9 protein-coding genes are annotated in these 12,174 nt (G+C 37.4%); 3 read left to right on the plus strand and 6 right to left on the minus strand.

From position 1 onward, the window contains the following. Nucleotides 1-125: 125 nt before the first annotated feature. Nucleotides 126-1,187, plus strand: a complete 1,062-nt coding sequence (locus MKZ30_RS08995) for a LacI family DNA-binding transcriptional regulator (RefSeq protein ID WP_033600652.1) — start codon at nt 126-128, stop codon at nt 1,185-1,187. Between the two features lie 40 nt (nt 1,188-1,227). Here the strand turns inward: MKZ30_RS08995 and MKZ30_RS09000 are convergent, their stop codons facing one another. After that, complete coding sequence (locus tag MKZ30_RS09000; protein ID WP_002376929.1) at nt 1,228-2,061, minus strand: hypothetical protein; 834 nt, start codon at nt 2,059-2,061, stop codon at nt 1,228-1,230. Nucleotides 2,062-2,342: 281 nt separating this feature from the next. Further along, the gene (gene lepA / locus MKZ30_RS09005) at nt 2,343-4,181 is read right to left on the minus strand and encodes a translation elongation factor 4 (RefSeq protein ID WP_080279953.1); all 1,839 of its coding nucleotides are present in this window, start codon (nt 4,179-4,181) and stop codon (nt 2,343-2,345) included. A 246-nt stretch (nt 4,182-4,427) separates the two neighbouring features. On the opposite strand from lepA, the gene MKZ30_RS09010 reads away from it, so the two are divergent. Then, the gene (locus MKZ30_RS09010) at nt 4,428-5,648 is read left to right on the plus strand and encodes a GNAT family N-acetyltransferase (protein WP_002356813.1); all 1,221 of its coding nucleotides are present in this window, start codon (nt 4,428-4,430) and stop codon (nt 5,646-5,648) included. 23 nt (nt 5,649-5,671) lie between these two features. Then, nucleotides 5,672-6,151, plus strand: coding sequence for a nucleoside 2-deoxyribosyltransferase (locus tag MKZ30_RS09015; protein WP_033600654.1), 480 nt, complete (start codon nt 5,672-5,674; stop codon nt 6,149-6,151). Nucleotides 6,152-6,183: 32 nt separating this feature from the next. Here MKZ30_RS09015 and clpB read toward each other — a convergent pair whose 3' ends face one another. The 4 genes from clpB to purK form a co-directional block, all read right to left on the minus strand. Beyond that, on the minus strand, nt 6,184-8,790 hold the full coding sequence (clpB, locus tag MKZ30_RS09020; RefSeq protein ID WP_002356811.1) for an ATP-dependent chaperone ClpB: 2,607 nt from the start codon (nt 8,788-8,790) through the stop codon (nt 6,184-6,186). Nucleotides 8,791-9,061: 271 nt separating this feature from the next. Then, nucleotides 9,062-9,433 carry a DoxX family protein gene (locus MKZ30_RS09025; RefSeq protein WP_002368998.1) on the minus strand — a complete coding sequence of 124 codons (372 nt, stop codon included), beginning with the start codon at nt 9,431-9,433 and terminating at the stop codon, nt 9,062-9,064. Between the two features lie 183 nt (nt 9,434-9,616). Further along, nucleotides 9,617-10,912: an adenylosuccinate lyase gene (gene purB / locus MKZ30_RS09030; protein ID WP_002356808.1), complete on the minus strand. Its 1,296-nt coding sequence runs from the start codon at nt 10,910-10,912 to the stop codon at nt 9,617-9,619. Between the two features lie 42 nt (nt 10,913-10,954). Next, a complete protein-coding gene (gene purK / locus MKZ30_RS09035) occupies nt 10,955-12,070 on the minus strand; it encodes a 5-(carboxyamino)imidazole ribonucleotide synthase (RefSeq protein ID WP_002408810.1) in 1,116 nt (371 codons plus the stop codon). Between the last annotated feature and the right edge of the window lie 104 nt (nt 12,071-12,174).

Consider the following 12,174-nt stretch of genomic DNA (forward strand, 5'->3'; position numbering starts at 1 on the left):
ATTTTTTTAGTCAAAAAATCAATAGTTTTTGCTAAAAAAAAGTAAAAAAAGCTTTTTCTTGCTTTTTTTTACTAAAAAGAAATATACTATATGCTATAATAGTACTTGAGAAGGAGGCATTTAGAATGGCAACTATCACAGATATCGCAAAAGTCGCGAATGTTTCAATTTCAACTGTATCGCGAGTTCTGAACTATGATCCAAACTTATCCGTTACAGAGGAAACCAAGCGAAAAATTTTTGAAGCAGCAGAAACCCTGAATTATACGAAATATAAAACTAAAAATAAAAACAAACAGCAGGAGCAACTGACACCTAACCTTTCCGTACAAACAGCTCCGCAAGAGCCTTCGATTGCCGTCGTTCAGTGGCGTTCAGATGACGAAGAACTAACGGATATTTACTATATGTCGATTCGTTTAGGCGCTGAAAAACGGGCCGAAGAGTTAGGTTACAATATTCTAAAAGTTTCTCAATTGGAACAACATAACCTTCAAGGGATTGATGGCATTTTGGCAATTGGCAAATTCACTCAAAAGACGTTACAAGAGTTGCAGCAACTACATCCAAATCTTTGTGTAATTGGCAGTAATTTCCCACTGGAAGAATTTGATTCTGTAAATACTGATTTTTATCAAGCAACCGAGATTGCCTTAACTCATCTTTTGGAATTGGGCCACGAAAAAATTGCCTTTATTGGTGCCGAAGAAAGCGAAAATATGTATGGTTTCCGTCGTTATAAAACGCCGACAACCAACGCTTATCTTGACATTATGCAGCATTATCACTTGTTTAACGAAGATTATTTTATCTTAAAAGAAAATGGCATGTTGGATGTCAAAACGGGGGAACAATTGACAGAAGAAGCGTTAGAAAAATGGAGAAATGATTTACCTACTGCGATTCTTGCTTATAATGACGCCTTTGCAATCGGTGTGATACATACGTTAGCCGCACACGGTATAAAGGTTCCTGAAGAAATTAGTGTCATGGGGATCAATGATATCTCTATTTCTCAATATGTCTCACCGCCGCTATCCTCTGTCCATGCCTTTACTGAAGAAATGGGCGAGACAGGCATTAATTTATTGCACAAACGAATTCAAATGCCTAGCATTCCTCGTAGAGTCCTGTTAAACACAGAATTGGTTGTCCGCCAATCGACAACTAGCCCACGCCAGAAATAAAAAATAAGGACCGCTCCTATAAAGGAACCGTCCTTATTTTTTATTTGTTTTGACCAAATAATTCAATTTGTGTTAATGCTGGAAATGGTGATGGTTCATCTGCTTGAATTAACTCTGTTAGTATCACCCACTCCACTGCCCGTTTCGCAAAGGTAAAGCTCTGGCGTTGCTCAGTCTTAACAGTTTTAAAAACTTCATGTGTACCGTCGGAAAATTTTAAAGTCACTTGTTGCCAATAATTATCATGAGGAAAGTCCGCTCGTAATGTTAAGATCACTTTATCCAACAAGACTTCACGCCCAAATTCAATTTTTAATGCGGCATCTAATTGCTGATTAATCCCCCATGATTGATAAGGATACGGCCCATGATAAAGATTAGCAAAGGTACCGTCAATCGCATTGCAAGCAAAAAAAGTGGCATCATTTCGCGTTTCCACGTTGGCAGATGCATGAGGATACGCACCAGTAAAATGTTGTAAATCATGTGGATTTAACGCCCAATTACGATAACTCTTAATTTCTTCTTTAGTGGCAATACGCACACTTATATAAGGTTTCTTGGTTTCAAAACGATACGCTGCTCGCGCTTCGATAGCGTTTTCATTTTTTATGATTGGAAACGTCCATTTTTGTTCTGGAACATAAATTAAACTGCTATCAAGCGTAGCATCTAACTTCACCATTAAATAAGTATTGGGCGTATCTAAACAAACTTGAATCACATCGCCGTCTTGTAATTGACAATCCCGAGCAGCTAAACAAACAAAATCTTTTCCTGTAATAGTTAACTCTTTCAAAGAATCTGAATCATCTATCTTAGCTTTTCTAACTTCTTGTTCTTGATTTAAAATCGATAATGAAATACACGTCATATGCTTCCCTCCTAGTTTTACCTTTATTATATATTATTTTAGTAAATTAATCTATTTTTTACTAAAATAATAGCTGATTAAAGAATAAATGTTTAGATCAAAAAAATAAAAAGGCTTTTCTTAAAAGTCTTCTTTTGTTCAAACTGATTATCTTAAGAGTTAAAAAGTGGGACATAATAAGTTGAGCCGACCCCCAAAAGTTAGATTTCTAGGTCTAACTTTTTGGAGTCGGCTCAAGTCGAAATGACTAATGTCCCACTTTCAATAAAAAAAGAATAAATTTATGATTTTTTCTGATCATCTTCATCCATTTTCAGAACCGCCATAAAGGCTTCTTGAGGAACTTCCACGGATCCAATTTGTTTCATCCGTTTCTTCCCTTCTTTTTGTTTCTCTAACAATTTACGTTTACGAGAAACATCGCCACCATAGCATTTAGCCAGTACGTTTTTGCGTAAGGCTTTAATATCTGAACGAGCTACAATTTTTTGACCTATCGCCGCTTGAACTGGGACTTCAAACTGTTGACGTGGAATTAGTTTTTTCAGTTTCTCAACAATCGCTTTACCACGTTCAAATGCGAAATCTCGGTGAACAATAAAGCTTAAAGCATCCACTTTTTCAGCATTTAATAGAATATCCATTTTCACTAGGCGGCTGGTACGATAGCCAGCCATTTCGTAATCTAAGGATGCATAGCCTTTTGTACTTGATTTCAATTTATCGAAAAAGTCAAACACGATTTCAGATAACGGAATTTCATAAACTACGTTTACACGATAATCGTCTAAGTAATCCATTGTAATGAATTCGCCACGTTTACGTTGTGATAATTCCATTACTGCTCCTACATAATCGTTTGGCACCATGATTTGCGCTTTAACATAAGGTTCTTCCACAGATTCAATCGTTACTGGTTCTGGAAATTCAGCTGGGTTATCAACAACAACGGTTGTTCCGTCAGTTTTATTAACGTGATAGATTACAGACGGTGCTGTTGTAATTAACTCTAAATTAAATTCTCGTTCCAAACGTTCCTGAACAACATCCATGTGCAGCAAACCTAAGAAACCACAACGGAAACCAAACCCTAAAGCTTGTGATGTTTCCGGTTCAAATTGTAACGCCGCATCATTTAATTGTAATTTTTCTAATGCTTCCCGTAAATCATTGTAGCGCGACGTATCAATTGGATATAAGCCACAATACACCATTGGATTCATTTTGCGATAGCCTGGTAGTGCTTCTGCTGCTGGATTGTCGGCCAAAGTCACTGTATCCCCGACCCGTGTATCTTGAACCGTTTTAATGCTAGCGGTGATATAGCCCACATCGCCAACCATTAAATAATCACGAGCGATTGGTTTCGGTGAAAAAACGCCGACTTCTGTTACATCAAACGTTTTACCGTTACTCATCATTTGGATTTTATCCCCAGGACGAACGACACCGTCAATTACACGGATGTTTAAAACGACCCCTCGATAGCTATCGTAAATAGAGTCAAAAATCAAAGCCTTTAAAGGAGCCTCAATATCGCCTGATGGAGCTGGTACATACTCCACCACTTGTTCTAAAATATCTTCAATCCCAATCCCTGCTTTTGCACTTGCTAAAACAGCTTCCGATGCATCAATTCCAATTACGTCTTCAATCTCTGTCCGAACACGTTCTGGATCAGCGGCGGGTAAATCAATTTTATTAATAACAGGTAAAATTTCTAAGTCATTATCCAATGCCAAATAGACATTTGCTAGCGTTTGCGCTTCAATTCCTTGCGCCGCATCAACAACTAGAACAGCCCCTTCACAAGCTGCCAAGCTACGAGAAACTTCGTAGGTGAAATCGACGTGCCCTGGTGTGTCAATCAAATGGAAAGTATAGCTTTCACCATCTTTGGCTGTATAGTTTAATTCAATTGCGTTTAATTTGATAGTAATGCCGCGTTCTCTCTCTAAATCCATTGAATCAAGTAATTGATCTTGCATTTCTCGACTGCTAACTGTATTTGTTTTTTCCAAAATCCGGTCGGCTAAAGTTGACTTCCCATGGTCAATGTGGGCAATGATCGAGAAATTACGAATTTTCTCTTGTCTTGCTTTCATTTCTTTATTGTTCATTTTTTGCCTCATTTCTTTTAAGAAAAGCTAGCTCCCTGCTAGCTTCATCAATCAATTGTTATATTTTAGTTGCCTTTTTTATCAAATTATCATGTTTAAAGGTCTAGGATAATCAGCACTTTTCATTATACCAATTTTTGAAGAAGATTTAAAGCACTTCCCTTTTATTCTTTTGGTTTCGAAAGGCTAACAGAGTTTCGAAAAATTTGGTATACTAAAAACAGTAAATTTATTGGAGATGGAAAAATGGATGAACAAGAATTTCGAAAGCAACTGACCTTAAAGCCTGTTGAGGAAGAACACATTGATCAATTTAATGAACTTCTTTCCTATGTTTTTCAAGTAACTGAAGCAGATATTGAAGAAAGTGGTTTTGAAAACAAACGCGCATTTATCAAATCAAAACAACCGATTTTAGAACTTTCAAAAGTATTTGGCTGGTTTCACGAAAATCAATTAATTTCACAAATTGCTATCTATCCATGCGAAGTCAATATCCATGGTGCTTTGTATAAAATGGGCGGCGTTACTGGTGTCGGTACCTATCCTGAATATGCCAACCACGGTTTAATGAAAGACTTGATTCAAACAGCATTAGAAGAAATGCGCCAAGATAAACAGTGGATTTCTTATCTTTTCCCTTACAACATTCCTTATTATCGACGTAAAGGTTGGGAAATCATGTCCGACAAGTTATCTTTTAAAATTCGGGATACGCAATTACCAAAAACTGTTCCCGTTCCAGGAATGATTGAACGGTTAGCTGTCGATCACCCAGATGTCTTTGATGTCTATGCGCGATTCGCTCGTCAAAATCACGGCGCGCTCATTCGTAGTGCCTTCAACTGGGAAGAATATTGGCGTTTCGAAAACGAGGAAGAACGGACTGCTGCTGTCTATTATGGTGCCAATCAAGAACCTTTAGGAGTACTTTTCTATTGGGTGGCCGATGAGGTATTTCATATTAAGGAAATGTTTTACTTGAACCAAGAAGCCCGAAATGGCTTGTGGAATTTTATTACTGCGCATTTTTCGATGGTTTATTGGGTCAAGGGCGATATCTATAAAAACGAACCATTAGCTTTTCTTTTAGAAGATAGCCAAATTAAAGAAAGCATTGAGCCCTATTATATGGCTCGAATTGTCGATGTCAAAGCCTTTTTAGAAAACTTTCCTTTTGAAAGTACGGCTAAGCCCTTCCATTTTGTCGTTAAAGATCCTGTCGCTGAGTGGAACAATGGTATTTTTGGCTTAATTTGGGATGAAAATGATCAAGTAACCATTACGGATGAACCTTTAGGCACCGCCGTTCACTTAGATATTCAAACACTAACTTGTTTAGTCATGAATTACCGACGCCCTTCGTACTTACATCGAATTGAGCGCATTGATACAGATAAAGAAACTTTAAATTCTTTGGAACGGATTTTTCCTGACCAAGAAGCTTATTTCAGTGATTATTTCTAAAACCTTGGATTGGAGACAGACAAATGACAAAAATTTATTTTGCAGGACCTTTATTTTCGCAAGCTGACTTACGTTATAATGCCTATTTAGTCGAACAAATTCGACAATTGGATAAAACAATCGATCTTTATTTACCACAAGAAAATGCGGCGATTAACGACAAATCTGCTTATGCCGATAGTAAAATGATTGCCTTAGCAGATACAGAAAAGGTCCTTGCTAGCGATTTATTGGTTGCTTTATTAGACGGTCCAACCATTGATGCGGGCGTAGCTTCCGAAATTGGTGTTGCTTATGCCAAAGGAATCCCAGTGGTTGCCCTTTACACAGACAGCCGCCAACAAGGTGCTGATAATCACCAAAAGCTTGATGCTTTGAACGAAATCGCTGAAAATCAATTCCATTATTTAAACCTTTACACAGTTGGTTTGATTAAATTGAATGGTCGGGTAGTTTCTTCAGAAGAGGATTTGTTGGAAGAAATTAAGCAACGATTGCCATAAAAAAAGAACGAGCGAATTCGCTCGTTCTTTTTTTATACTTCTTCTATTGGTTCATTTTCAAAAACTAATTGATTGTCTAATAGACTAATCGTGACTTTTGTTTTTGGCATTACTCGTCCAGAAACAATTTCTTTTGCTAATGGTGTTTCGACTTCACGAGTAATGAAACGTTTTAACGGACGAGCTCCATAAGCTGGCTCATACCCATTTTCAGCAATCCATGTTTTAGCTTCATCAGTGATTTCCAACACAATTTCTTGTTGCTCTAAACGATGAGCAAGTTGTGCGGTCATTTTACCAATGATTCCTTTCACATTATCCAAGCTTAATGGTGTGAATAAAATGGTATCATCAATTCTGTTTAAGAACTCTGGTTTAAAGTGTCCTTTTAGAATATTCATGACTTGATTTTCAACTTCTTCTGGAATTGTTCCTTCAGGTGTCACACCTTCCAGTAAAAGCTGAGAACCGATGTTGCTTGTCATAATTAAAACTGTATTTTTAAAATCAACGACCCGACCTTTAGAATCTGTCAAACGACCATCATCTAAAACTTGTAATAAGATATTAAAGACATCTGGGTGCGCTTTTTCAATTTCGTCTAATAAGACAATTGTATAAGGGTTTCGACGAACAGCTTCTGTTAACTGGCCACCTTCTTCATAACCAACATAGCCTGGAGGGGCACCAACTAAACGAGACACGGCATGTTTTTCCATGTATTCACTCATGTCAATCCGTACCATATGATCTTCAGAATCAAACAAATCTTCAGCTAAAGCTTTAGCAAGTTCTGTTTTACCAACACCAGTTGGTCCTAAGAAAAGGAACGAACCAAGTGGGCGATTTGGATCTTGTAAGCCTGCTCTTGAACGAATCACCGCATCACTAACAGCATCGACGGCTTCATCTTGACCAATCACACGTTTGTGTAATGTTTCATTCAGTTTCATTAATTTTTCTCGTTCGCCTTCAACTAATTTTGTCACAGGAATGCCGGTTAAACGACCGACCACTTGCGCAATTTCGTTTTCAGTAACCGATTCTTGTACCATTTTGACGTTATCTTTAGCGTTCTTTTCTTCCAATTCTTTCAATTCATGTTCTAATTGTGGAATTGTTCCATGACGCAAAACAGCAGCTCGTTCTAAATCATAATTATTTTCAGCATCTTCTAATTCGTGTTTTGCTTTATCAATCTCTGCACGTTTATTGGAAACCGCATTAACTTCTTCTTTTTCCGTTTCCCATTGCATTTTCATTGAGTTGGCTTCTTCACGCAAATCTGCTAATTCTTCTTGCAAGTTGGCTAACCGTTTTTTACTTGCATCATCTGATTCTTTTTTCAAGGCTGCTTCTTCAATTTCTAGTTGCATTAACCGACGTGTTACTTGATCGAGCTCTGTTGGCATCGAATTCATTTCCACTCGAATCGTTGCGCTTGCTTCATCGACTAAGTCAATCGCTTTATCTGGTAAGAAACGATCAGTAATATAGCGATCGGATAAAGTAGCGGCAGCAACTAAAGCATTGTCATGAATATTCACGCCGTGGTGAATTTCAAATCGTTCTTTTAAGCCACGCAAAATAGAAATGGTATCTTCTACTGTTGGTTCTTTGACTAATACTTTTTGGAAACGACGTTCTAAGGCTTTATCTTTTTCCATATATTGGCGATATTCATCAAGCGTTGTGGCACCGATTAAATGCAATTCACCACGTGCTAGCATCGGTTTTAATAAATTCCCGGCGTCCATACTGCCTTCTGTTTTACCAGCTCCGACGATATTATGAATTTCATCAATGAATAAAATGATTTTGCCATCACTTTTTTTCACTTCTTTTAAAACAGCTTTTAACCGTTCTTCAAATTCGCCACGGAATTTTGCTCCCGCAATTAAGGCACCCATATCTAAAGAAAAAATGGTTTTATCTTTTAAGTTTTCGGGAACATCTTTACGAACGATTCGTTGTGCTAATCCTTCAACAATCGCTGTTTTACCAACACCTGGTTCACCAATTAAGACTGGATTATTTTTAGTTTTTCTTGATAAAATCCGAATAACGTCACGAATTTCTTCGTCACGACCAATGATTGGATCTTGTTTCCCTGCTTTTACTTGTTGTACTAAGTCAACACCGTATTTTTCTAGTGCTTTATATTGTTCTTCCTGGTTTTGAGAAGTCACACGATCTCCTCCTCTCATCTCTTCAATATTTTTTCTTAATTCTTTTTCCGTAATGCCTTGTTGCATTAAATATTTTGTTAAACGATAATTTTTCAATTTCATTAAAGCTAAAAGTACAATTTCGGTTGATAAAAATTCATCTTGGAATTCTTCTCGAAGTGAATCAGCTTCTTGCAATAAATGGAACAAATTTTGACTTAAATTTTGACCATATTGCACATTACCGCCTGCCACACTTGGATATTCATCTAATGCGTTATCTACTTCTCGTTCAAATGCGTCAACATCTAAACCAGCATCTGTGTAAAAATTACGCCCAAAATGGTTTGGTTGAAGAAAAATTTTCCATAAATGTGCGATATCAATTTCTTGATGTTGCCGTGTCACCGCAACTTTTTGAGCTTCAGCAATCGCCTCTTGTAGCGTGGTTGTCATTTTTTCAATATTCATAAACGATCCCTCCCGTTTATTGTTTTGTCTTTTTTATTTTAACATTCTTTACAATTATTATTATCCGACTTTTGATGGATTTCTTCAAAAGTTAAGGTATCTGTAAACCTTATAAATTTATTATACTCCATTGGTCAGTAAAGGTCAATGAATAAATTGACCTTTTTTGACCTTTTCGATAAAAAAAAACCTAAAACAGTTAAATATCACTGTTTTAGGGCTTTTTTCGCAATAACAACTAGTTTGACCAACTCTTTATTGCTTTGATTTATTAAAAATAAAGTTTTAACGTAAGATACTTTTTATCGGCATGGCTAATCAAAATAGCCAAACTGGTTATTGCTAAAAATAATTCGTACTCATAACCACTAAAACCACTTGCCAAACCAAAAGAAAAAATAGCTCCGACTAAAACTGCTATGAATCCTACTGATACCAAAGGAATTAAAAAGCCAATAATCATAAATAACCCACCAATTAATTCAATTGCCGCTACACCATAAACGAAAAGACTTGGCAAACCAATACTAGCAAAAAACGCTAAAGTATCTTCCAATGACGTTACTTTCATCACTCCATGAATTAGCATCGTCACCCCTAGCCAAATTCTAATCACTTGAATGCCTCGCTGTTGTTTATCCATACTTCTCCTCCTTTGTTTGCATTAAATAGTTAATGTAACTATTTAAGTTACATTATAAAGGATAAATCGAAAAAAGTATAGAAAAAAACAAACGTATTTAACAATACGTTTGTTTTTTAATCCTTCAGTTTATAACATTATAAGAGAAAAGCGAGAAGAATCATCCTCCTTCTCGCTTTCTTGTTATCCTAAACCAACACGTTCAAAAATCGTGTCAACATTTTTTAAATGATAATGATAGTCAAAGGCATCATCTAGCTCTTCTTTTGATAAGACAGAAGTAATTTTTTCATCCGCATCTAGCAACGGACGGAACGCCGTTTGATGATCCCATGCGTAAGCTGTTTTTGGTTGGACCAGATCATACGCTTCTTCACGTGTCATGCCATGGTCAATCAATTTTAATAAGACACGTTGGCTGTAAATTAGTCCGTAGGTCGCATCCATGTTACGTTTCATATTTTCTGGGAAGACCGTTAAGTTTTTGACAATATTACCAAAACGATTCAACATGTAATTTAGTAAAATCGTCGTATCGGGAATAATAATCCGTTCAGCAGACGAGTGAGAAATATCTCGTTCATGCCATAAACTCACATTTTCAAAGGCAGTAATGACATGACCACGAATCACACGTGCCAAACCAGTCATATTTTCAGAACCAATTGGATTCCGTTTATGCGGCATTGCCGAAGACCCTTTTTGTCCTTTTGCAAAAAATTCTTCTACTTCACGCGTTTCTGATTTCTGTAGACCACGAATTTCTGTTGCAAATTTTTCAATACTTGTCGCAATTAATGCCATGGCAGAAACATATTCTGCATGTAAATCACGTGGTAAAACTTGTGTCGAAATCTCTTGAGCACGGATTCCCAAATGTTCGCAAACATATTCTTCAACAAATGGTGAAATATTGGCAAAGGTACCTACGGCTCCACTGATTTTACCCGCTTCGACACCTTTGGCTGCATGTTCAAAACGTTCAATGTTGCGTTTCATTTCAGAATACCACAACGCTAATTTCAAACCAAATGTAGTCGGTTCTGCATGAACACCATGCGTTCTGCCCATCATGACCGTATGTTTATACTCTTTGGCTTTGGCTCCGACAATCTCCGTAAATGTTTGTAAATCTTTCCGTAAAATATCATTCGCCTGTTTCAATAGATAACCATAGGCAGTATCCACAACATCTGTGCTGGTTAAGCCATAGTGCACCCATTTTCGCTCTTCACCAAGCGTTTCTGAAACGGCACGAGTAAAAGCGACAACATCATGACGAGTTTCTGCTTCAATTTCTAAAATACGTGCAACATCAAATGATGCATTTTCTCGGATTTTTTGTACATCTTCTTTAGGAATTTCGCCAAGTTCTGCCCAAGCTTCATCCGCCAAAATTTCAACTTCTAGCCATGCCTTGTAGCGGTTCTCATCTGTCCAAATTGCGCCCATTTCGGGTCTTGTATAACGATCAATCATTGTGCCTTATCCCCTCTTTACTCCTCAATTTTTGAAAAATAATTACGACCAAATCTTTGTTTCTTTAATTTCTTCCAGTGTTTCATCGATTTCTTTGGTTAATATAGTAATATGCCCCATCGCTCGTTGCTCTTTTGCTTCACTGTGCCCATAATAGTGGAAATGCCAATCTGGATGTTCATTAATAATGTCCATCGTTTCATAGGCTTCATTCCCAAGCACATTGACCGTAACCGCTTCTGACAACAGTTGAATCGTTGGCATTGGCCAATTACATAAACCACGAATATGCGTATCATATTGGCTAAAAGAACAAGCATCTATAGAAAAATTCCCAGCATCTTCTGGACGAGGTAAAATTTTATTTACATAAATCCCGCCTGTTTCTGTATAAAACATTTCAATTGAAAGGGTGCCGACTAAACCAACAGCTTTAGCAATCACCTTAGCAATTCGTTGCAACTCGCCACTGACTTCGTCATCAATTCGGGCTGGCGCAATCGTTTCATGTAGCTTACGCTCTTTTTTAATTGTTTCCACAACTGGAAATGTCGCAAATTCGCCACGACCATTACCAGAAATCAGAACAGATAATTCTTTTTCGTAAGGAATCCAAGCTTCCAAGACACAGGTTCCTTCTCTCAGAAGATTCATGGATGGCGCTAAGTCTGAAGTACTATGTAGTACATAACGACCTTCCCCTCGCGTATTCTTCAAGATACACGGATAACCAATGCCATCAATTGCTTCTTGAATATCAGTCGGACTAACAATCGTTGCATAAGGTGCAATCACAATATTATTATCTTCCAAGAAACTTTTTTCCATTAAACGATCTTGCGTAATTGCTAAAATGTCTGTTCCTTGCGGTATATTCGCCAAATGTTGAATCGCTGTTAACGCATCAACATCTGCATGTTCAAATTCATACGTAATCACTTGGGCACGTTTTGCCAATTTCTCTAACGCTTCAGGATCATTATATGCTCCTAATAATTGCCAATCGGCAACTTGTGCAGCAGGACAATCAATTTGTGGATCTAGCACACCCACTCGAAACCCCATTTCTCTTGCACTAAGGGCCATCATTTTTGCTAAATGTCCGCCACCAATGATACCAATCACTTGACCAGGTAATAGTGGTTTATCCAAGTTCATCACAACTTTCCATCACAGTTTTATCCTTAAAATCCTTCTGCGGTTTCTCGTCGCAGTCTAGCCTTTAAGAGTGCTCTTTTTACATGATACAAGGAAAAAGGCTC

This window comes from Enterococcus sp. LX10 (assembly GCF_023539285.1).
GTDB classification, from domain to species: domain Bacteria; phylum Bacillota; class Bacilli; order Lactobacillales; family Enterococcaceae; genus Enterococcus; species Enterococcus faecalis.

What these genes read in the sequence shown, in the direction of transcription:
- MKZ30_RS08995 (WP_033600652.1), top strand. Translation starts at nt 126, where the DNA reads ATGGCAACTATCACAGATATCGCAAAAGTCGCGAATGTTTCAATTTCA.
- MKZ30_RS09000 (WP_002376929.1), bottom strand. Translation starts at nt 2,061, where the DNA reads ATGACGTGTATTTCATTATCGATTTTAAATCAAGAACAAGAAGTTAGA.
- lepA (WP_080279953.1), bottom strand. Translation starts at nt 4,181, where the DNA reads ATGAACAATAAAGAAATGAAAGCAAGACAAGAGAAAATTCGTAATTTC.
- MKZ30_RS09010 (WP_002356813.1), top strand. Translation starts at nt 4,428, where the DNA reads ATGGATGAACAAGAATTTCGAAAGCAACTGACCTTAAAGCCTGTTGAG.
- MKZ30_RS09015 (WP_033600654.1), top strand. Translation starts at nt 5,672, where the DNA reads ATGACAAAAATTTATTTTGCAGGACCTTTATTTTCGCAAGCTGACTTA.
- clpB (WP_002356811.1), bottom strand. Translation starts at nt 8,790, where the DNA reads ATGAATATTGAAAAAATGACAACCACGCTACAAGAGGCGATTGCTGAA.
- MKZ30_RS09025 (WP_002368998.1), bottom strand. Translation starts at nt 9,433, where the DNA reads ATGGATAAACAACAGCGAGGCATTCAAGTGATTAGAATTTGGCTAGGG.
- purB (WP_002356808.1), bottom strand. Translation starts at nt 10,912, where the DNA reads ATGATTGATCGTTATACAAGACCCGAAATGGGCGCAATTTGGACAGAT.
- purK (WP_002408810.1), bottom strand. Translation starts at nt 12,070, where the DNA reads ATGAACTTGGATAAACCACTATTACCTGGTCAAGTGATTGGTATCATT.